Source organism: Pseudomonas sp. P1_A1 (assembly GCF_056406935.1).
Genome location: NZ_JBFTZE010000001.1, coordinates 608,359 through 629,434, shown reverse-complemented (window position 1 = coordinate 629,434; position 21,076 = coordinate 608,359). Strand labels below are relative to the sequence as shown.

Below are 21,076 nucleotides of genomic sequence, written 5' to 3'. Positions count from 1 at the left end.
TGCATCAACGGTGATCGGCGATAGCGATAGTTTTTGTGGCGAGGGGGCTAATGCCCCATGAGCCAATGCTGATGCGGCCCCGGCAAGGTCCAGATGCCGAACACCATCACCAACAAGCCGCCGGTCATGCGCACGCTGCGTTTGCGCAACAGCGCCGTGACCCGCTCGGCGGCCAGGCCTGTGGCGAGCAACACCGGCCAGGTGCCCAGCCCGAAAGCCAGCATCAGCAATGCACTGTCCAGCGCATTGCCCTGACTCGCGGACCACAGCAATGTGCTGTAAACCAGCCCGCACGGCAGCCAGCCCCACAGCGCGCCGAGCAGCAAGGCGCGGGGCAGGTTCGACACTGGCAGCAGTGTGTTGGCAATCGGCTGGATATGCCGCCACAGGCCGCGACCGAGGCTTTCGATGCGGGTTAAACCGCTCCACCAACCCGCCAGGTACAGCCCCATGGCGATCAGCAGCAATCCGGCGAGGATGCGCATGAACATCGCCGCCGGGCTATTGGCCACGGCCCAACCAGCCAGGCCGATCAGCAGGCCGGCCGCGGCGTAGCTGAGAATCCGCCCCAGGTTGTAGGCCAACAGCAGACGAAAGCGTCGGCTACGTTGTTCCTTGGGGATCGCCAGAGTCAGCGCGCCCATCAAACCGCCGCACATGCCCAGGCAATGGCCGCCACCGAGTAGCCCGAGGATGAGCGCCGACACCAGCAGTGGCGCCAACTCAAGCATGGGGTGGCGCCTTGTCGTCCGGTTTGACCGGATGGCCGCTGGCCTCATCGACCGCTGCCGTGTGCTTCGGGTCCTGGTCGTCGAACAGGATGCTGTGGGCCGGGCCGTCGAGGTCGTCGTACTGACCGCTGTCGACCGCCCAGAAGAAGATGTAGATAGCGATGGCCACGATCAGCAGCGCGGCCGGGATCATCACGTAGAGAGCTGGCATCTGGACTCCATGCCCGCGCGGCTCAGGCCGGCAGCGGGCGGGTTTGTGGCGTGGCGCTGGTGGCTGGCGCGCTTGGCAGGCGAGTCAGGCGCAAGGCGTTAAGCACCACGGTCAACGAACTGATGGACATGCCAACCGCGGCCCATACCGGAGTGATCCAGCCGAGGGCGGCGAATGGCAACATGAGGCCATTGTACAGCGCTGCCCACAGCAAGTTCTCGATGATGACCCGACGGGTACGACGGGCCAGGCTGAAGGCTTGCACCAGCGCGTCGAGGCGGTTCGACAGCAACACCGCGTCGGCACTGGTTTTTGCCAGATCGGTGGCCGAGCCCATCGCCACGCTGATGTCGGCGGCGGCCAGCACCGGCACGTCGTTGACCCCGTCACCGAGCATCAACACCTTGCGACCTTCCTGGTGCAGTTGTTGCAGCACCTGCAATTTATCGTCCGGACGCAAACCCCCACGGGCCTCGTCGATGCCCAGTTCGGCGGCGACGCTGGCGACCATCGGCGAGCTGTCGCCGGACAGCAGCAAGGTGCGCCAGCCGCGAGCCTTGCAGGCCGCCAGCAGGGCGGGGGCGTCGGCGCGCAAACGGTCGTCGAGGACGAACCATGCCAGTGGTCCCTGGCTGTCGCCGAGCAGCAGCCATTGGCCGGGTTCATCGGGCATCATCGGCATTCGAGCACCGCTGAGCTCGCAGACAAAACCCGGTTGGCCAATGCGCAGGCGTTGCATGCCGACCAAGCCTTCGAGACCCAGGCCCGGCGTGCTGTGGACTTCTTCGGCAGCCAGCGGCGCGCGGCCAAAAGCCCGGGCGATCGGGTGTTCGGAACGGTTTTCCAGGGCGGCGGCGAGGCTCAGGCATTGATCGCTCGCCAGTGCCCCAAGCGGCCGGATCGAACGCAAGGCCAGCCGACCTTCGGTGAGGGTGCCGGTCTTGTCGAAAATCACCGTGTCGATCTGGTTCAGGCCTTCCAGTACATGGCCGCGCGTCAGCAAAAGCCCCAGTTTGTGCAGCGTTCCGGTGGCGGCGGTGAGGGCAGTCGGCGTGGCCAGGGACAAGGCGCACGGGCAGGTCGCAACCAGCATCGCCAGGACAATCCAGAACGCTCGCGATGAATCCAGCTCCCACCAGAGCAGGCCGATGGCGGCCACTGCGATAAGCGTCAGCAGCAAGAACCATTGCGCGGCGCGGTCGGCGATTTCCGCCAGGCGCGGCTTTTCGGCCTGGGCGCGATCCAGCAGGCGGACGATGGCCGACAGGCGCGTGTCCTGACCCAGCGCCAGGACTTCCACGGTCAACGCACCCTCGACGTTCAAGGTGCCGGCGGTGACAGCCTCGCCCAGGGTTCGTGGTTGTGGCAGGTATTCGCCGGTGAGCAGGGATTCGTCGATGCTCGACTGACCGTCGAGGATCTTGCCGTCGGCCGGCAGGATCGCGCCGGGGTGCACCAACACCTGATCGCCCACGCGTAACTCGCTGAGCAGAATCCGCTCGCTCTGGCCGTCGGTACTCAGCCGCAGGCAGGAGGCGGGCAACAGATTGACCAGTTGTGCGGTCGCGGCGGCGGTTCGTTCCCGGGCGCGGCGTTCCAGGTAGCGCCCAGCCAGCAGGAACAGCGCGAACATCCCCACCGCATCGAAATACAGCTCGCCGACCCCGGTGATCGAGGTCCAGATCCCGGCGATATAGGCACTGCCAATCGCCAGCGACACCGAGACGTCCATGGTCAGGTGACGGGTGCGCAGATCGCGCATCGCCCCTTTGAAGAACGGCGCGCAGCTGTAGAACACGATTGGCGTGGTGAGAAACAACGCGACCCAACGCAGGATGGTGTGCAGTTCGGGGCTGAGGTCGATGTTGAATTCCGGCCAGGTGGCCATGGTCGCCATCATTGCCTGGAACCACAGCAACCCGGCGACCCCGAGTTGGCGCAGGGCCAGGCGGTTTTCGCTGGCCAGTTGTTCGCTGGCACGGTCGGCCTGATAAGGGTGAGCGGCGTAACCGATGTGGCGCAATTCGCTGAGCACCTGGCTCAACGGCAATTGCGCGTCGGCCCAGCGCACGTGCAGGCGATGGTTGGACAGGTTCAGGCGTGCTTCGGCCACCGCCGGCAGGCTGCGAAGATGCTTTTCGATCAGCCAGCCGCAGGCGGCGCAACTGATGCCTTCCATCAACAAAGTGGTTTCGGCGAGTTCGCCTTCGTGGCGGACAAAGGGTTGCTGCACGTCGGCGCGATCATACAGCGCCAACTCGTCGACCAACTGCACCGGCAACGCTTCGGGGTTGGCCGAGGCTTCGCTGCGATGCTGGTAATAACTTTCCAGCCCACCGGCCACGATGGCTTCGGCCACCGCCTGGCACCCCGGGCAGCAGAATTCGCGGATATCCCCGAGGACAGCGGCGGTGAAGCGGCTACCGGCCGGGACGGGCAGGGCGCAGTGGTAGCAGGGGGTTGGAGTGGTCATGAGGCGTGTTCCGATGATCGTTCCCACGCTCTGCGTGGGAATGCCTCCCCGGACGCTCCGCGTCCGCTTCGGCTGGGACGCGGAGCGTCCCTGGCTGCGTTCCCACGCAGAGCATGGGAACGATCAGAGGTCTGGCTTACTTCTTCAGGTCTTCGGCACCTTGCAACGGCTCATCACCGAGCAACAGATCCTTGGCATGGCTGACCTGTTCTTCTTCGAACATGCGCCAGGTCTTGTCATCCTGTACACCCAACAATTCAACGAACCGGCGGCCTTCGACCTTGTCGCTCAACTGGCCGATGTAGCGGCCCTGTTCTGTTTCGCTGCGGGCCAGGGTGATCTTGCGATCCTTCTCTGGCTGGGTCGGCGAAATCAGATTCAGCTCAAGGATTTTCGGTTGGCTGTTGCCGCTCAGGCGCAGGTCGACTTCGCCGGTCAGCTCATCCAGGTGCACGCTGGCACGCAGTTGCAGAGTCTGGGCCAGCAGTTCACGGTCCAGGGAGCGGTTGATGCCTTTGCCGGCCTCGTAATAGTTGTCGTTGACCAGGTTGTCCGGGTGATTCACCGCGATGGTCACCATCGACAGGGTCAAGGTCACCGAGCAGGCCAGGATGGCGATGATGATCCACGGCCAAAGGTGCTTGTACCAGGGACTTGCGGCAGTTGCTGCGGGCATGATCACTTCTCTCAACGAATTTGTGGGCCGATGAATCGGCTCTTGGCTTCAACGTGGACGCTGGCGTCATCGGCATCCTTGAGGATGAATTTCACCTCGTTGGTGCTTGACGGCAGTTGCTCCGGTGAGCTGGACAACTCGACCGGCTGGCTGAAAATTTCCCCGGCGGCGACTTTGATCTCGCGCTTGCCTTGCAGCTTGAGGTCCGGCAGGCCGGTGGCTTCCAGCACGTAGGTGTGGTCGCGCTGGTCCTTGTTCATGATCTTCAGGCTGTAGACGTTTTCGATCCGGCCTTCGGCGTTCTCACGGTACAGCACGCGGTCTTTGCTGACATCGAAACCGACCAGCGAGCGCATGAAAAACGCGGTCACCAGCAACGCGATCATGGTCAGCAACACCAGGGCATAGCCAATCAGGCGCGGGCGCAGTTTATGGGTTTTTTGCCCCGACAGGTTGTGCTCGGTGGTATAGCTGATCAGGCCGCGCGGGTAATCCATTTTGTCCATGATGCTGTCGCAGGCGTCGATGCACGCCGCGCAGCCGATGCATTCGATTTGCAGGCCGTCGCGGATGTCGATGCCGGTGGGGCAGACCTGGACGCACATGGTGCAGTCGATGCAATCGCCCAGGCCCTGAGCCTTGTAGTCGATGCCTTTCTTGCGCGGGCCACGGCTTTCGCCACGGCGCGGATCATAGGAGACGATCAGCGTGTCCTTGTCGAACATTACGCTCTGGAAGCGGGCGTACGGGCACATGTAAATGCACACTTGCTCACGCAACCAGCCAGCGTTGCCGTAAGTGGCGAGGGTGAAGAAGCCGACCCAGAAATACGACCAGCCATCGGCCTGGCCGGTGAAGAAATCGATCACCAGCTCGCGAATCGGCGAGAAGTAGCCGACGAAGGTCATGCCGGTCACGAAACCGATCAGCAGCCACATCGTGTGCTTGCTGAATTTGCGTAGGAATTTGTTGGCGCTCATCGGCGCCTTGTCGAGCTTGATGCGCTGGTTGCGGTCGCCTTCGGTGACCTTTTCGCACCACATGAAGATCCAGGTCCAGACGCTTTGCGGGCAGGTGTAGCCGCACCAGACCCGACCGGCATACACGGTAATGAAGAACAGGCCGAAGGCACTGATGATCAGAATGCCCGAGAGCAGGATGAAATCCTGGGGCCAGAAGGTCGCGCCAAAAATGAAGAACTTACGCTCCGGCAGGTTCCACCAGACGGCCTGATGACCGCCCCAGCTCAGCCACACCGTGCCGAAATACAGCAGAAACAGTGCGGCACCCCCCGTCATCCGCAGGTTACGGAACAGACCGGTGAAGGCGCGGGTGTAGATCTTTTCTCGAGAGGCGTAGAGGTCGACGCTGTTGTTCGCGTTCTTGGCAGGCGGAGTAACGTCGTGTACCGGAATCTGATTGCTCATCATTGCATCCCACGGCAGTGGAAAAATGCCCCGGTCAGTACGTGCCGACCGCGGTCAAAAAGAGGTGTTGCAGTGGCGCAATGATACGCCTGTAGCTCTAACTCAAGGGTGCGACCTTTGGTCACGTTGGTGGAAATCAACTGACAGTGTAATGACTTGAATCAATTGACTTGTGAATTATGGACGGTTACGCGAGTGTTGGCGCTCAATCGGCCCATGGATTGATCAGGGCAACACCACTGGATTGGAAATCGCTGATGTTACGGGTGACCACTGTAAGGCCATGAACCAGCGCGGTCGCTGCGATCAGGGCATCGCTTTCGTTGGCGCGGTCCGGAACATGCAGGCTGGCACAGCGTAGCGCCACAGCGGCGTCGACCGGCAAGATTCTGGCATCGAAGGCCGGAATGACATGTCGCTTCAGCCACGCACGCAAAACCTTCCCTTGCGCGGGGTCACGTCGCTCCATTCGTAATACCCCTGTCTCCAGTTCCTTCAAGGTAATGGCCGAAATAAACATGCGTGGCGCGATGATACTTTTAGCCCAAGCGACGACATTTACATCAGCCTGGGGTTTGCGTAGTTCAGAAATCACGTTGGTGTCGAGCAGAAACATCAGGACAAGTCCACGGGGCGATGAATGATCACGGCGCGCTCGGTTTCGAATTCGATGTCGGCTGCTTCTGGCATCACCAACAGATCGACGATGTTGGCGTTTATGCCAGTCAGTTTTTGGTACTCCTCAATGCTTAGCAGTACGTGAGCAGGCTTGCCACGGTCGGTGATGATAACCGGCCCCTGACGCGTGGCTTTTTTGGCACTACTTGTGTCCTGATTGAATTCACGGCTGGAAATGGTGGTGATGGCCATCATGGCTGACCCTCTTGAAAGTGCTTTGTAGAAACGTTACTACTCGGTAGGTCGTATCGCAACCTCATGGATGACGGGGCTGCTACCACTGGTCGGTAGGGGGCAGGCATGATTGTGTTGAAAACAAAACGGCCCCGCCAATTCTCATTGGCGGGGCCGTTTTGTTTGCATCGAGCGTTTGCCTTACTGGGCGTCTGCCACCGGCGCTTTCTCACCGTGAGAGAGGCTGTAGACGTAAGCGGCCAGCAGGTGAACCTTGTCGTTGCCTTGCAGCTGTTCTTGCGCAGGCATCTGGCCCTGACGGCCGTAACGGATGGTCTGCTGCAGTTGAGCGAAGCTCGAACCGTAGATGAACGCTGCCGGGTGAGTCAGGTTTGGGGCGCCCATGGCCGGGGTGCCTTTGCCTTCCGGACCGTGGCAAGCCACGCAGTTGGCAGCGAACAGCTTCTGGCCGGCAACCGGGTCAGCCTTGGCGCCTTCCGGCAACTTGCGGCCATCGAGGCTGGTCAGCACGTAAGCGGCAACGTCGCTGACGCCTTGTTCGCCGATCACTTCGGCCCAGGCCGGCATCACGGCGTGACGGCCGCCCATGATGGTGGTCTTGATGGTTGCCGCTTCACCGCCCCAGCGCCAGTCGGCGTCGGTCAGGTTAGGGAAGCCATAAGCGCCCTTGGCGTCGGAACCGTGGCAGACCGAGCAGTTGGAGGCGAACAGGCGGCCACCCATCTTCAGGGCTTGCGGGTCCTTGGCGACTTCTTCGATTGGCATGGAAGCGAACTTGGCGAAGATCGGGCCGAACTTGGCATCCGACCTGGCCATTTCCTTTTCCCACTCGTGAACGCCGGTCCAGCCGGTCTGGCCGTTGGCGAACGCGGTCTGCTTGTCGTTATCGAGGTAGTTGTAACCCGGCAACAGGCCTTTCCAGTTACCCAGGCCTGGGTAGAGCACCAGGTAGCCGAGGGCGAAGATGATGGTGCCCACGAACAGCATGAACCACCATTTCGGCAGTGGGTTGTCGTACTCCTCGATCCCGTCGAAGGAGTGGCCGACCGTCTCGTCGGTCTGCTCGGCGCGCTGGCCCTTGCGGGTGGACAGCAGCAGCCAGGTCAGGGCGAAGATGGTGCCGAGACTGAGGACTGTGACGTACAGACTCCAGAACGTAGTCATTCTTTGTTACTCCTAGAAGCTTGCTCGACGTGCTTGATGGCTTCGGGATCATCCGCGAAAGGCAGCAAGGTCGCGTCTTCAAACTCCGACTTGCGCTTGGGGCTGAATACCCACAACGCCAGACCGATGAAGGCCACCATCACAACAACGGTGCCCAGGCCACGAATCATCCCGATATCCATCCAAATCACCGTTTGCTTTTGATGATGGTGCCCAGGCCTTGCAGATAGGCCACCAGCGCGTCCATTTCGGTTTTGCCCTTCACAGCATCCTTGGCGCCGGCGATGTCTTCGTCGGTGTAAGGGACGCCGAGCGTGCGCAAGACTTCCATTTTCTTGGCGGTGTCTTTGCCGTCGAGCTTGTTTTCCACGAGGAACGGGTAAGCCGGCATTTTCGACTCAGGCACCACGTTGCGCGGGTTGTACAAGTGCGCACGTTGCCAGTCATCGGAGTAACGACCGCCGACACGGGCCAGGTCCGGACCGGTACGCTTGGAACCCCACAGGAACGGGTGGTCCCAGACGCTTTCACCGGCGACCGAGTAGTGGCCGTAGCGTTCGGTTTCAGCACGGAACGGGCGGATCATCTGCGAGTGGCAGCCGACACAACCGTTGGCGATGTAGATGTCGCGGCCTTCCAGTTCAAGGGCGGTACGAGGCTTCATGCCCTCGACCGGCTTGTTGGTGACGTCCTGGAAAAACAGCGGAACGATCTGGGTCAGGCCGCCGACGCTGACGGCGATAACCATGAAGAAGGCCAGCAGGCCAATATTCTTCTCGACTGCTTCATGCTTCATCAGTGAGCTCCAACTACAGCAATCTTGGTAGCGGCTTCGGCTTCAGCCGGGTCCGAGGCGCGAACGGTACGGAACACGTTGTAGGCCATCAACAGCATGCCGCTGGCAAAGAACGCGCCGCCCAGGGCACGAACGATGAAACCAGGGTGGCTGGCTTGCAGCGCTTCCACGAACGAGTAGGTGAGAGTGCCGTCATCGTTGATTGCACGCCACATCAGGCCTTGGGTGATGCCGTTGACCCACATCGAAGCGATGTACAGCACGGTACCGATGGTCGCGAGCCAGAAGTGCGCGTTGATCAGGCCGGTGCTGTGCATTTGTGCACGGCCGAACAGTTTCGGGATCATGTGGTAGATGGCGCCGATCGAGATCATCGCTACCCAGCCCAAGGCGCCGGCGTGTACGTGGCCGATGGTCCAGTCGGTGTAGTGCGAGAGCGAGTTGACGGTCTTGATCGCCATCATCGGGCCTTCGAAGGTCGACATGCCGTAGAACGCCAGCGACACGACCAGGAAACGCAGGATCGGGTCGGTGCGCAGCTTATGCCAGGCGCCCGACAGGGTCATCATGCCGTTGATCATGCCGCCCCAGCTCGGAGCCAGCAGGATGATCGACATCGCCATGCCCAGGGACTGAGCCCAGTCCGGCAGTGCGGTGTAGTGCAGGTGGTGCGGACCGGCCCAGATGTACAGGGTGATCAGCGCCCAGAAGTGCACGATCGACAAACGATAGGAGTAGATCGGACGCTCGGCCTGTTTCGGCACGAAGTAGTACATCATCCCCAGGAAACCGGTGGTCAGGAAGAAGCCCACGGCGTTGTGGCCGTACCACCACTGGATCATCGCGTCGGTCGCACCCGAGTAGGCCGAGTAGGACTTGAACAGGCTGACCGGCAGCGACATGTGGTTGACGATGTGCAGCATCGCGGTCACGACGATGAAGGCACCGTAGAACCAGTTACCGACATAGATGTGCTTGGTCTTGCGCTTGACGATGGTGCCGAAGAACACCAGACCGTAGGTGACCCAGACGATGGCCAGCAGAATAGCCAGGGGCCATTCCAGTTCCGCGTATTCCTTGGTGGTGGTGAAACCCATCGGCAAGGTCACGATCGCGCCGACGATCACCGCTTGCCAACCCCAGAAGGTGAAGGCCGCGAGGCTGTCGGAGATCAGTCGCGTTTGGCAGGTTCGCTGCACGACGTAATAAGAAGTGGCAAACAGAGCACAACCACCGAAGGCGAAAATCACCAGGTTGGTGTGCAACGGGCGTAAGCGTCCAAAAGTCGTCCACGGCAGACCGAAGTTCAATTCCGGCCATACGAGCTGTGAGGCGATGAAGACACCAAGCCCCATGCCAAGGATCCCCCAGACCACCGTCATGATGGCGAACTGGCGGACTACCTTATAGTTATAAGCAGTCGGACTGATTGCTGTGCTCATTCTAAGGTTCCACGGTTTGGGTGTTTTATTAGGAGTAAAAATCGGCCGCAAGTATGGAGAAAGCGGGGGGTCATTGCAACGCGCCATGACCTGGGTCAATGCTTTCAAAACCTGATTCTGCGGCCTTTCCATGCGCCGCGTAAGGACAAAATTGCCCTCTGACAAAATGTCGCAGCGGATGAAAAAGGCGAGGGGTTCAAGTCAGATGTAACGGGGTGTGTTCAAACGCAATCATTAAGGGACAGACTGCAATTTGCGCGACAGCCGGTATCTACCAGCCTTTGCGGCCTGTCATCGAGCAGATTCGTCGAACACATCGGGTTGGATCGACCTGGAACCGGCTCTTGCCAGTCCGCATCGGAGCAAGCTTAGACCCGAATCTGGCGAACCGAAAGGAAGACCAATGGCGGGTGCGACAATGCGTCGCAAAGGGGAAGGGAACTGCCGCATTCCGCAGAATGCGGCAGCAGAGCGGTCAAAAATTATTCGCTTTTGCCTTGTGCCTGCAAACGTTCGGTGCCGACTCCGTGGGACAAGCTGTACACATAAGCGGCCAGCAATTGCACCTTGTCGTTGCCCAGCAGTTCGTTTTGCGCTGGCATATGGCCTTGGCGGCCATGGCGAATAGTCTGTTGCAATTGCGCCAGGCCAGTGCCGTAGATAAAACCGGCCGGGTGCGTCAGATTCGGCGCGCCCATGGCTTCAGTGCCCTGGCCGTTTGCCCCATGACAGGCTACGCAGGTGGTGCTGAACAATTGCTGTCCGGCTTGCACGTCGGCACTACTGTCGGCCGGCAGCGGCAGGCCGGCCAATTCGTGACGCACGTATGCGGCGACGTTCTTCACCCCGGTTTCACCCAACACTTCACCCCAGGCCGGCATGGCCGCCATCCGGCCACCCATGATGGTGGTCTTGATGGTTTCGGCACTGCCACCCCAGCGCCAATCGCTGTCAGCCAGGTTGGGGAAGCCGAATGCGCCCTTGGCATCCGAGCCGTGGCACACCGAGCAGTTGGAGGCGAACAGGCGGCCGCCCATTTTCAGCGCTTGTGGATCTTTTGCTACTTCTTCCACCGGCATGGCAGCGAATTTGGCGAAGATCGGCCCGAATCTGGCGTCTGCCTTGCTCATCTCCTTTTCCCATTCGTGCACGCCGGTCCAGCCGTTTTCATAACCGGGCAGGATGCCTTTCCAGTTGCCCAGGCCCGGATAAAGGATCAGGTAGCCGACCGAGAACACCAGGGTGCCGGCGAACAGCATGAACCACCACTGCGGCAGTGGGTTGTCGTACTCCTCGATGCCGTCGAAGCTGTGGCCCATGGTCTGGTCGACGCTGCCCTTGGTTTCGCCCCGGCGGGTGCCGATCAGCAGCCAGGTCAGGCCGATCAGGCTGCCGATGGTCAGTACGCAGATCCACGCACTCCAGAAGGTGGTCATGGCCGGGCGCTCCTTGTTGTTGCAGATTCTTGGGTAGTTTCGGGTTGCGGCTCGTCAGCGAACGGCAGCAGGCGCGCTTCGGCGAATTGCGAGTTGCGCTTGCTGTTGAACACCCACAGCGTCAGGCCGACGAAGGCCACGAACACCACGACTGTGCCGAGGCCGCGGATCAGGCCTGTGCTCATATCAATGACCATGACTCACCTCTTGCTCTTGATGGCAGTGCCGAGCACTTGCAGGTAGGCGACCAGCGCGTCCATCTCGGTCTTGCCCTTGAGCGAAGCGACCGAGCCTGCAATGTCTTCGTCGGTGTATGGCACGCCGAGGGTGCGCATGGCGCGTATCTTGGTTTCGGTGTGGCTGCTGTCGAGCGGGTTGGCCACCAGCCATGGATACGCCGGCATCTTCGATTCCGGCACCACGTTGCGCGGGTTGTACAAGTGCGCACGGTGCCAGTCTTCGGAGTAGCGCCCGCCGACTCGCGCCAGGTCCGGCCCGGTGCGCTTGGAGCCCCAGAGGAACGGGTGATCCCACACGCTTTCCCCGGCCACCGAGTAATGGCCATAGCGTTCGGTTTCGGCGCGGAACGGGCGGATCATCTGCGAGTGGCAACCGACGCAGCCTTCGCGGATGTAAATGTCGCGACCTTCCAGTTGCAGCGCGGTGTAGGGCTTCATGCCTTCCACAGGTTTATTGGTCACGTCCTGGAAGAACAGCGGGACGATCTGGGTCAGGCCGCCGATGCTCACGGCGAACACCATCAGCAACATCAGCAGGCCGACGTTTTTCTCGATTGTTTCGTGTTTCATGGCGGACTCCTCAGGCGATCTGCGCGGCAGCGACGGCTTCGACAGGCTGCGAGGCCCGCACGGTGCGCCAGGTGTTGTAAGCCATCAGCAACATGCCGCTGAGGAAGATCGCGCCGCCCACCAGTCGCACAATGAAGCCAGGGTGGCTGGCCACCAGGGTTTCGACGAAGGAGTAGGTCAGCGTGCCGTCCTCGTTGACTGCGCGCCACATCAGGCCCTGGGCGATGCCATTGACCCACATCGAGGCGATGTACAGCACGGTGCCGATGGTGGCGAGCCAGAAGTGCGCGTTGATCAGGCCGATGCTGTGCATTTGCTCGCGGCCGAAGACTTTCGGGATCATGTGGTACAGCGCACCAATGGAAATCATCGCCACCCAGCCGAGCGCGCCGGCGTGAACGTGGCCGATGGTCCAGTCGGTGTAGTGGGAGAGGGCGTTGACCGTCTTGATCGCCATCATCGGCCCTTCGAAGGTCGACATGCCGTAGAACGCCAGGGACACCACGAGGAAACGCAGGATCGGGTCGCTGCGCAACTTATGCCAGGCGCCCGACAGGGTCATCATGCCGTTGATCATCCCGCCCCAGCTCGGCGCCAGCAGGATCAGCGACATCACCATGCCCAGGGACTGCGCCCAGTCCGGCAGCGCGGTGTAGTGCAAGTGATGGGGACCGGCCCAGATGTACAGGGTGATCAGCGCCCAGAAGTGCACGATCGACAAGCGATAGGAATACACCGGGCGTTCGGCCTGTTTAGGCACGAAGTAATACATCATCCCGAGGAAACCGGCGGTGAGGAAAAAGCCCACGGCGTTGTGCCCGTACCACCACTGCACCATGGCGTCGGTGGCACCTGAGTACAGCGAGTAGGACTTGGTGAAGCTGACCGGCAGTTCCATGTTGTTGACGATGTGCAGGATCGCCACGGTGATGATGAACGCACCGAAGAACCAGTTACCGACATAGATGTGTTTGGTCTTGCGCTGCATGATCGTGCCGAAGAACACGATGGCGTAGGCGACCCAGACGATGGTGATCAGGATGTCGATCGGCCATTCCAGCTCGGCGTATTCCTTGGAACTGGTGTAGCCCAGCGGCAGGCTGATGGCCGCCAGCAGGATCACCAACTGCCAGCCCCAGAAGCAGAACGCGGCGATCTTCGGCGCGAACAGCCGAGTCTGGCAGGTGCGCTGTACCGAGTAGAACGAACTGGCGAACAGGGCGCAGCCGCCGAAGGCGAAGATCACCGCGTTGGTGTGCAGCGGGCGCAACCGGCCGAAACTGGTCCATGGCAGATTGAAGTTGAGTTCGGGCCAGACCAACTGGGCGGCGAGAAAAACCCCGAGCCCCATGCCGACGATGCCCCACACCACCGTCATAATGGCGAATTGGCGGACCACCTTGTAGTTGTAGGCGGTACTGATAGAAGTGTTCATGGTTCCCCATCCACGGTTCAGCCGAAGTGAGGGCCCGTCTTTGCGAGTAAGCCGCGCAAGGCAGACGCTCCCTTCGCCTGGAGTTATAGGCAGACTAAAAGCGAGGCAAGCATGGACAAACAGCACAAGGCCAGTATTGACGGGGATCAATGGGCGCAGTGCGTGCGGGATCACGGATGGCTGTGGAATGCCGCCTCGGTGCCGGCCTCGGCGACACTGATCCTCGCCCATGGCGCCGGTGCGCCGATGGACAGCGGCTGGATGAGCGACATGGCTGCGCGCCTTGCCGCGCAAGGCGTCAACGTGCTGCGCTTCGAGTTTCCGTACATGGCCCAGCGGCGAGTGGACGGCGGCAAGCGTCCACCGAATCCAGCACCGAAGTTGCTGGAATGCTGGCGCGAGGTGTACGCCGTGGTGCGACGCCATGTCACTGGGCGTCTGGCCGTTGGCGGCAAGTCCATGGGCGGGCGTATGGCCTGTCTTTTAGCCGACGAATTGGGGGCGGATGCGCTGGTGTGTCTCGGCTATCCGTTTTATGCCGTCGGCAAACCGGAGAAACCTCGGGTTGAGCATTTGGCTGCGCTAAAGACACGGACGTTGATTGTGCAGGGTGAGCGGGATGCGTTGGGCAATCGTGAGGCCGTTGAGGCTTATACGTTGGCGCCGGGTATCGAGGTGTTCTGGCTTGAGGCGGCGGATCATGATTTGAAGCCGTTGAGGGCTTCGGGGTTTACGCATGAGCAGCATTTGGACGCGACAGCGAAGAAAGTTGCCGCGTTTCTGTGAGAAGCAAGATCAAAAGATCGTCCGAACGCGGCCCGAGCCTTCGGCAGCTCCTACGGGGTGTACGCCGTTCGAATGTAGGAGCTGGCGCAGCCTGCGATCTTTTGACTTTGTTGTCAGCGGTTAAACCGCTCCACCAACGAATACTGGGTATTCGCCGTCTTGGTCAGTTCTTCACTCAGCAGCGCCGAGTTTTGTGCCTGTTCCGAGGTCTGATCAGCCAGTTGTGAGATGTTACTGATGTTGCGGCTGATTTCTTCGGCCACCGAACTTTGCTCTTCGGTCGCGGCAGCGATTTGGGTGGTCATGTCGGTGATGTGGGCTACCGCTTCGCTGATGCCCACCAGCGCCTGATCCGCTTCCAATACCCGCGCCACACCTTCTTCAGCCTGGCGATGGCCGGCCTCCATGGTTTGCACCGCCGTGCTGGCGGTTTGTTGCAGCTTGGCGATCAGGGCGTGGATCTGCCCGGTGGATTCGCTGGTACGCTGCGCCAATTGGCGCACTTCGTCGGCCACCACCGCAAAACCTCGGCCCATCTCACCGGCACGCGCGGCTTCGATCGCCGCGTTCAAGGCGAGCAGGTTGGTCTGGTCGGCAATGCCTTTGATCACGTCGACCACGCCACCGATTTCGTCGCTGTCCTTGGCCAGTTGCGTCACGGTCAGGCCGGTTTCACCCACCACCACCGACAGGCGCTGAATGGCTTCGCGGGTTTCCCCGGCAATGTCGCGACCGCGACCGGTCAGGCGATTGGCTTCCTGAGTGGCGTCGGCGGTGCGCTGCACATGGCTGGCGACTTCCTGGGTGGTGGCAGCCATCTGATTGACAGCGGTCGCCACTTGCTCGGTTTCGACGCGCTGACGTTCCAGGCCGGTGGAGCTGTTGTGAGCCAGCGTGTCGGACTGTTTCGCTTGTTCGTTCAGATGCTCGGCGGTGTCTTGCAGGCGCGTCAGGCAGGTTTTCAGGCGAGCTTCCTGGCTGAGAATGGACATTTCCAAGCGTGCCTGAGCACCGCGGCTGTCGGTGTACATCTGCGCGATCAGCGGGTCGGACGTGGTCTGTTCGGCCAGGCGCAGCAAGCGCTTGAGGCCACGCTGCTGCCAGCTCAGGCCCAACAAACCCAGCGGCACCGAGAGACCGGCGGCGAGGGCGAAGCCCCACTGGGAGTTGAGCGAGGCGCCAATCATGAAGCTTAGCTGGCTGACCAGAATGAACGGCAGCCAGTCCTGCAGCACCGGTAGCCATTTGTCTGTTGAAGGGATCGCCGACTTGCCCTGGTTGATGCGTTGGTAGAGCGCTTCGGCACGGCGGATCTGCTCGGCGGTGGGCTTGACCCGCACCGATTCGTAACCGATCACCTGATTGCCTTCGAACACCGGTGTGACATAGGCGTTAACCCAGTAGTGGTCACCGGTCTTGCAGCGATTCTTGACAATGCCCATCCATGGCAAGCCTTGTTTCAGGGTGCCCCACATGTGCGCGAACACCGCCGACGGGACGTCGGGGTGACGGACCAGGTTATGCGGCGCACGGATCAGTTCCTCACGAGAAAACCCGCTGATTTCGACGAAAGCATCGTTGCAGTAGGTGATCATGCCCTTGGCATCGGTGGTGGAAATCAACCGTTGCTGCGCCGGGAAGGTCCGTTCGCGTTGTGTAATGGGCTGGTTGTTACGCATGGCTTTTTCAATCCGCAAGGCTTTGAAGGGGTATCGGCATCGTCGGGCATTTATTGAAGTTTTTTTCAATAAATCAGTAACGCGTCGCAAAACGACCGCTGCGTCATCATCCCGCGAGCATCGGATACGTGAACAAGCCGAAATGCAGCAGATTCAAACCAAAATGGGTGGCGATGGCCGCACCCAGCCCACCGAACCGGTAGGCCAGGCCATAGCCGACACCGGCCAGGCTGGCCAGCAACACCCATTGCCAGCCAGCGCCCAGATGAACGAGGCCAAATAGCAATGATGCGAGCACCAGCGCGAGGCTTTCGCCATAAGGCAGGTGTTTAAACTGCCGGCTCAGACCGCCCTGGATGTAGCCGCGAAACAGCGCTTCTTCCACCAGCGTTACCAGCAACAGATTGTTCAGCATCCACAGCCAGGCCTGATCCGGCCATTTCGGTGCCCAACTGATCACGCCCAGCAATAGCGCACCACCCAGGGCCAGTACGGCACTCACGGTCAGGGCGAGGGCGGTGGCATACACGGACAGGCGCAGGGAGCGCCGGCCGACGATCCATGGGCAGACCAGTAATAGCCAGAAGCCGATCAGGGGTTTGTCCTGATTCAGGTACATGGCGAACCGTACGGCATCGTCGGTGAAACGCAGGGGATCGATGGCGCGACCGTTGTAGAAACCGGGAAGCCAGTGTGTCGCCAGCGCCGCCGCCAGGACGATGAACAAGCCGTGGCCGAGGTAGCGGCCGAGGGGAATCTGTTGTTGGCGAACGGCGAAACCGGCGATCAGCAGTAACCCGAAAGAAATGGCTGCCAGCCAGCCGAGATGGCCGTAGATCAAAGCCAGGCAGTAGCCGAGCGAGAGAAGTGCCAGATAGGTCCATGGCAGAGCGATCATTTGAAGTCCTTGAGAGCGGAGGTGCCTGTTTGGCACAAAAGATCGCAGCCTTCGGCAGCTCCTACAGGAGGAATGCAATCCAATGCAGGAGCTGCCGAAGGCTGCGATCTTTTCGGGCACGCGATTATAGAGACATACACCGCCCAAACAAAAACACCGCCCGAAGGCGGTGTCCTTGTCAGCGGAGGCGTTACGAGGCAATCAACTGCCGCAACACGTAATGCAAAATCCCTCCGGCCTTGAAGTACTCCACTTCGTTCAGAGTATCGATCCGGCACAATACCTCGACCTTCTCCTGGCTGCCGTCTTCACGGGTGATGACCAGCGTCAGGTTCATCCGTGGAGTCAGTTCGACGCCCGTCAGGCCAAGAATGTCCAGGGTTTCCTTGCCGGTGAGGTTCAGGCTCTTGCGGTTCTGATCCAGCTTGAACTGCAGCGGCAACACGCCCATGCCCACCAGATTTGAACGGTGAATCCGTTCGAAGCTTTCGGCGATGACGGCTTTGACCCCCAGCAGGTTGGTGCCCTTGGCCGCCCAGTCACGGCTTGAGCCGGTGCCGTATTCTTGCCCGGCGATCACCACCAGCGGCGTGCCCGAGGCCTGGTAACGCATGGCCGCGTCGTAGATCGGCAGCTTTTCCCCGGTCGGAATGTAAATCGTGTTGCCGCCCTCTTCACCACCGAGCATTTCGTTGCGAATGCGGATGTTGGCGAAGGTGCCGCGCATCATCACTTGGTGGTTGCCTCGACGCGAGCCGTAGGAGTTGAAGTCCCGCGGTTCCACCCCTTGTTCACGCAGGTAACGGCCGGCAGGGCTGTCCGTCTTGATGTTGCCGGCCGGGGAGATGTGGTCGGTGGTTACCGAATCGCCGAGCAGCGCGAGGACTTTCGCCCCTTCGACATTCTTGACCACCGGCGCAGGGCCGCCAATGTCATCGAAGAAGGGCGGATGCTGGATATACGTCGAATCGTTGTTCCAGACGTAAGTCGCCGCCTGCGGCACTTCGATCGCTTGCCACTGCTCGTCGCCGGCGAACACTTCGGCGTACTCCTTGTGGAACATCGCGGTGTTCACCTGAGTCACGGCGTCGGCGATTTCCTGGGTGCTCGGCCAAATGTCTCGCAGATAAACAGGATGGCCGTCCTTGTCGTTGCCCAATGGCTCGCTGCTGATGTCGATGCGCACCGTGCCAGCCAGCGCATAGGCGACGACCAGGGGCGGGGAGGCCAGCCAGTTGGTTTTCACCAGCGGATGCACACGACCTTCGAAGTTGCGGTTGCCTGACAGCACGGAGGCGACGGTCAGGTCGGCTTTCTGGATGGCTTTTTCAATCGGCTCCGGCAACGGCCCGGAGTTGCCGATGCAGGTGGTGCAGCCATAACCGACCAGCGCAAAACCGAGTTCATCGAGGTATTGGGTCAGGCCCGCCGCCTTGTAGTAGTCGGTCACCACTTTCGAGCCGGGGGCCAGCGAACTCTTGACCCACGGTTTGCGCTTGAGGCCTTTCTCTATGGCTTTCTTCGCCACCAGACCCGCGGCCATCATCACGCTGGGGTTGGAGGTGTTGGTACAGGACGTGATCGCAGCAATCACCACCGCGCCGTTTTTCAGCCGATATGTACGGCCTTCGTGATGGTAGTCCGCTTCGCCGACCAGATCAGCGTTGCCCACCGCAACGCCACCGCCGCCCTCACTTTCCAGGCGACTCTCTTCCTTGGTGGACGGTTTGAATTGCAAGCCGAGAAAGTCAGTGAACGCTTGCGCGACATTCGGCAACGAGACGCGGTCCTGCGGGCGCTTCGGCCCAGCGAGGCTGGCCTCGACGCTGCCCATGTCCAGGGCCAGGCTGTCTGTGAACACGGGCTCCTTGCCGGGCAGACGCCACAGGCCCTGGGTTTTGCTGTAGGCCTCCACCAGTTTCACGGTTTCCGGGGTACGGCCGGACAGGCGCAAGTATTCCAGTGTCACTTCGTCCACCGGGAAGAAGCCGCAGGTGGCGCCATATTCCGGGGCCATGTTGGCAATAGTCGCGCGGTCGGCCAGCGGCAGATCGGCGAGGCCGTCGCCGTAGAACTCGACGAATTTGCCGACCACACCTTTCTTGCGCAGCATCTGGGTGACGGTCAGCACCAGATCGGTGGCGGTGATGCCTTCCTTGAGTTTGCCGGTGAGTTTGAAGCCGATCACTTCCGGAATCAGCATCGACACCGGTTGGCCAAGCATCGCCGCTTCCGCTTCGATCCCGCCGACGCCCCAGCCGAGTACGCCGAGGCCGTTGATCATGGTGGTGTGCGAGTCGGTGCCGACCAGGGTGTCGGGGAAGGCATAGGTGCGGCCGTCCTCGTCCTTGGTCCAGACGGTGCGCCCCAGATATTCAAGGTTGACCTGGTGACAGATGCCGGTGCCCGGCGGCACCACGCTGAAGTTGTCGAAGGCGCTCTGGCCCCAGCGCAGGAAGGCGTACCGCTCGTGGTTGCGTTGCATTTCGATGTCGACGTTCTGTTCGAAGGCACTTGAGCTGGCGAACTTGTCGACCATCACCGAGTGGTCGATCACCAGGTCCACCGGCGATAGCGGATTGATGCGCTGCGGGTCGCCACCGGCCTTGGCCATGGCGGCGCGCATGGCGGCCAGGTCGACCACGGCCGGGACGCCGGTAAAGTCCTGCATCAATACCCGCGCGGGGCGGTACTGGATTTCACGATCGGAGCGACGCTCCTTGAGCCAGGCGGCAATCGCCTTGAGGTCGGCGCCGGTGACGGTTTTCTCGTCCTCCCAGCGCAGCAGGTTTTCCAGCAGCACTTTCAACGACATCGGCAGCTTGTCGAGATCACCCAGACTCTTGGCGGCTTCGGGCAGGCTGAAATAGTGGTAGGTCTTGTCGTCGACTTGTAAGGTTTTAAGGGTTTTCAGGCTATCGAGGGACGGCATTGAAATGACTCCTTTGGGTCCGCACGGCTACGGACTGGCGGGACAGACAGAGCCTTTAACCTAGCCCTGTTCATACGTTAACGCTAATAACTGGACTCTATAGACAAGTCCAGGGTTCCGAACTCGGCTATCATGCGCCGGTTTTCGTGACAGGCTTTGCTTCAACGCAAGTCTGGGCATCGCGCAGTGGCGCAATTTTTCCGCCAACTGCCCAGGAGTAAGAATGAACACCCTCTTTATGCATTGCCGACCGGGCTTCGAAGGCGAAGTCTGTTCCGAGATTTCCGAACATGCCGCGCGGCTGAACGTGGCCGGTTATGCGAAGGCCAAGACCGCCAGCGCCTATGCCGAATTCATCTGCACCGAAGAAGACGGCGCCGAGCGCCTGATGCGTGGCCAGCGTTTCGCCGATCTGATCTTCCCGCGTCAATGGGCACGGGGGATTTTTATCGATCTGCCGGAAACCGACCGCATCAGCGTGATCCTCGCGCACATGGCCGACTTCCCGCTGTGCGGCAGCCTGTGGCTGGAAATGGTCGACACCAATGATGGCAAAGAGCTGTCGAACTTCTGCAAGAAGTTTGAAGTGCACCTGCGCAAGGCGTTGATGGCGGCCGGCAAGCTGGTGGAAGACCCCAACAAGCCGCGTCTGCTGCTGACCTTCAAGAGCGGTCGCGAAGTGTTCATGGGCCTGGCGGAGTCGAACAACTCGGCGATGTGGCCGATGGGCATTCCGCGCCTGAAGTTCCCCCGTGAAGCGCCGAGCCGTTCGACGTTGAAGCTGGAAGAGGCCTGGCACCATTTCATCCCCCGCGACCAGTGGGATGAGCGTCTGCACAGCGACATGACCGGTGTCGACCTCGGCGCTGCACCCGGCGGCTGGACCTGGCAACTGGTCAACCGCGGCATGCTGGTGACCGCCATCGACAACGGCCCGATGGCCGAAAGCCTGATGGATACCGGTCTGGTGCAGCACTTGATGGCCGACGGTTTCACCTTCAAGCCCAAGCAGCCGGTGGACTGGATGGTCTGTGACATTGTCGAGAAGCCGGCGCGCAACGCGGCGATGCTGGAAGAATGGATTGGCGAGGGGCATTGCCGGGAAGCGGTGGTCAACCTCAAGCTGCCGATGAAACAGCGTTATGCCGAAGTGAAGCGCTTGCTGGAGCGTATTGCCGAGGGGTTCAAGGCGCGGGGCATTCGGGTTGAAATCGGCTGCAAGCAGCTGTATCACGACCGTGAAGAAGTGACCTGCCATTTGCGCCGGCTTGACGTGAAAAAACCGAAATCCCGCTGATTCACACGGTC

At 60.8% G+C, this 21,076-nt stretch carries 20 protein-coding genes; 2 read left to right on the top strand and 18 right to left on the bottom strand.

Going from position 1 to position 21,076, the window contains the following annotated elements; all coding sequences use genetic code 11:
* Positions 1 to 47 precede the first annotated feature (47 nt).
* The 15 genes from AC1D2Q_RS02800 to ccoN (AC1D2Q_RS02730) all read right to left on the bottom strand — a co-directional run bounded on the left by AC1D2Q_RS02800 (position 48) and on the right by ccoN (AC1D2Q_RS02730) (position 13,473).
* Positions 48 to 731 carry a sulfite exporter TauE/SafE family protein gene (locus AC1D2Q_RS02800; RefSeq protein ID WP_253420879.1) on the bottom strand — a complete coding sequence of 228 codons (684 nt, stop codon included), beginning with the start codon at positions 729 to 731 and terminating at the stop codon, positions 48 to 50.
* Positions 724 to 942, bottom strand: coding sequence for a cbb3-type cytochrome oxidase assembly protein CcoS (gene ccoS / locus AC1D2Q_RS02795; RefSeq protein WP_019648288.1), 219 nt, complete (start codon positions 940 to 942; stop codon positions 724 to 726). Before ccoS ends, AC1D2Q_RS02800 begins: the two co-directional genes overlap by 8 nt.
* A 22-nt stretch (positions 943 to 964) precedes the next feature.
* Positions 965 to 3,415, bottom strand: a complete 2,451-nt coding sequence (locus AC1D2Q_RS02790; RefSeq protein WP_477812182.1) for a heavy metal translocating P-type ATPase — start codon at positions 3,413 to 3,415, stop codon at positions 965 to 967.
* 136 nt (positions 3,416 to 3,551) lie between these two features.
* Positions 3,552 to 4,091, bottom strand: coding sequence for a FixH family protein (locus AC1D2Q_RS02785; protein WP_477812181.1), 540 nt, complete (start codon positions 4,089 to 4,091; stop codon positions 3,552 to 3,554).
* A gap of 11 nt (positions 4,092 to 4,102) precedes the next feature.
* Positions 4,103 to 5,518, bottom strand: a complete 1,416-nt coding sequence (ccoG, locus tag AC1D2Q_RS02780) for a cytochrome c oxidase accessory protein CcoG (RefSeq protein ID WP_477812180.1) — start codon at positions 5,516 to 5,518, stop codon at positions 4,103 to 4,105.
* A gap of 205 nt (positions 5,519 to 5,723) precedes the next feature.
* Complete coding sequence (locus AC1D2Q_RS02775) at positions 5,724 to 6,134, bottom strand: type II toxin-antitoxin system VapC family toxin (RefSeq protein WP_430953835.1); 411 nt, start codon at positions 6,132 to 6,134, stop codon at positions 5,724 to 5,726.
* Positions 6,134 to 6,388, bottom strand: a complete 255-nt coding sequence (locus tag AC1D2Q_RS02770) for a type II toxin-antitoxin system Phd/YefM family antitoxin (RefSeq protein WP_026331761.1) — start codon at positions 6,386 to 6,388, stop codon at positions 6,134 to 6,136. The genes AC1D2Q_RS02775 and AC1D2Q_RS02770 overlap by 1 nt, the downstream gene beginning before the upstream one ends.
* A gap of 183 nt (positions 6,389 to 6,571) precedes the next feature.
* On the bottom strand, positions 6,572 to 7,555 hold the full coding sequence (gene ccoP / locus AC1D2Q_RS02765; protein WP_105339580.1) for a cytochrome-c oxidase, cbb3-type subunit III: 984 nt from the start codon (positions 7,553 to 7,555) through the stop codon (positions 6,572 to 6,574).
* Positions 7,552 to 7,737, bottom strand: coding sequence for a CcoQ/FixQ family Cbb3-type cytochrome c oxidase assembly chaperone (locus AC1D2Q_RS02760; protein WP_003175465.1), 186 nt, complete (start codon positions 7,735 to 7,737; stop codon positions 7,552 to 7,554). Before AC1D2Q_RS02760 ends, ccoP (AC1D2Q_RS02765) begins: the two co-directional genes overlap by 4 nt.
* Before the next feature lie 5 nt (positions 7,738 to 7,742).
* The gene (ccoO, locus tag AC1D2Q_RS02755) at positions 7,743 to 8,351 is read right to left on the bottom strand and encodes a cytochrome-c oxidase, cbb3-type subunit II (RefSeq protein WP_010456412.1); all 609 of its coding nucleotides are present in this window, start codon (positions 8,349 to 8,351) and stop codon (positions 7,743 to 7,745) included.
* Positions 8,351 to 9,793 (bottom strand): cytochrome-c oxidase, cbb3-type subunit I, encoded by a 1,443-nt coding sequence (ccoN, locus tag AC1D2Q_RS02750; protein ID WP_477812179.1) that lies wholly within the window; start codon positions 9,791 to 9,793, stop codon positions 8,351 to 8,353. The genes ccoO (AC1D2Q_RS02755) and ccoN (AC1D2Q_RS02750) overlap by 1 nt, the downstream gene beginning before the upstream one ends.
* A 482-nt stretch (positions 9,794 to 10,275) precedes the next feature.
* Positions 10,276 to 11,229 (bottom strand): cytochrome-c oxidase, cbb3-type subunit III, encoded by a 954-nt coding sequence (gene ccoP, locus AC1D2Q_RS02745; protein ID WP_477812178.1) that lies wholly within the window; start codon positions 11,227 to 11,229, stop codon positions 10,276 to 10,278.
* Positions 11,226 to 11,426 carry a cbb3-type cytochrome oxidase subunit 3 gene (locus tag AC1D2Q_RS02740; RefSeq protein ID WP_477812177.1) on the bottom strand — a complete coding sequence of 67 codons (201 nt, stop codon included), beginning with the start codon at positions 11,424 to 11,426 and terminating at the stop codon, positions 11,226 to 11,228. The genes ccoP (AC1D2Q_RS02745) and AC1D2Q_RS02740 overlap by 4 nt, the downstream gene beginning before the upstream one ends.
* Positions 11,427 to 11,429: 3 nt before the next feature.
* Positions 11,430 to 12,038, bottom strand: coding sequence for a cytochrome-c oxidase, cbb3-type subunit II (gene ccoO, locus AC1D2Q_RS02735; protein WP_007942211.1), 609 nt, complete (start codon positions 12,036 to 12,038; stop codon positions 11,430 to 11,432).
* Between the two features lie 10 nt (positions 12,039 to 12,048).
* Positions 12,049 to 13,473 (bottom strand): cytochrome-c oxidase, cbb3-type subunit I, encoded by a 1,425-nt coding sequence (ccoN, locus tag AC1D2Q_RS02730; RefSeq protein ID WP_477812176.1) that lies wholly within the window; start codon positions 13,471 to 13,473, stop codon positions 12,049 to 12,051.
* A 111-nt stretch (positions 13,474 to 13,584) separates the two neighbouring features.
* Here ccoN (AC1D2Q_RS02730) and AC1D2Q_RS02725 point away from each other — a divergent pair, with 111 nt between their 5' ends.
* A complete protein-coding gene (locus AC1D2Q_RS02725; RefSeq protein WP_477812175.1) occupies positions 13,585 to 14,259 on the top strand; it encodes an alpha/beta family hydrolase in 675 nt (224 codons plus the stop codon).
* Positions 14,260 to 14,372: 113 nt separating this feature from the next.
* On the opposite strand, the gene AC1D2Q_RS02720 is transcribed toward AC1D2Q_RS02725, so the two are convergent.
* The 3 genes from AC1D2Q_RS02720 to acnA all read right to left on the bottom strand — a co-directional run bounded on the left by AC1D2Q_RS02720 (position 14,373) and on the right by acnA (position 19,768).
* Positions 14,373 to 15,938: a methyl-accepting chemotaxis protein gene (locus AC1D2Q_RS02720; RefSeq protein WP_477812174.1), complete on the bottom strand. Its 1,566-nt coding sequence runs from the start codon at positions 15,936 to 15,938 to the stop codon at positions 14,373 to 14,375.
* A gap of 106 nt (positions 15,939 to 16,044) precedes the next feature.
* The gene (locus AC1D2Q_RS02715; RefSeq protein WP_477812173.1) at positions 16,045 to 16,836 is read right to left on the bottom strand and encodes a lysostaphin resistance A-like protein; all 792 of its coding nucleotides are present in this window, start codon (positions 16,834 to 16,836) and stop codon (positions 16,045 to 16,047) included.
* A gap of 190 nt (positions 16,837 to 17,026) precedes the next feature.
* The gene (gene acnA, locus AC1D2Q_RS02710; RefSeq protein ID WP_477812172.1) at positions 17,027 to 19,768 is read right to left on the bottom strand and encodes an aconitate hydratase AcnA; all 2,742 of its coding nucleotides are present in this window, start codon (positions 19,766 to 19,768) and stop codon (positions 17,027 to 17,029) included.
* A 223-nt stretch (positions 19,769 to 19,991) separates the two neighbouring features.
* Here acnA and rlmM point away from each other — a divergent pair, with 223 nt between their 5' ends.
* Positions 19,992 to 21,065 carry a 23S rRNA (cytidine(2498)-2'-O)-methyltransferase RlmM gene (gene rlmM / locus AC1D2Q_RS02705; RefSeq protein ID WP_018925308.1) on the top strand — a complete coding sequence of 358 codons (1,074 nt, stop codon included), beginning with the start codon at positions 19,992 to 19,994 and terminating at the stop codon, positions 21,063 to 21,065.
* Positions 21,066 to 21,076: the final 11 nt, after the last annotated feature.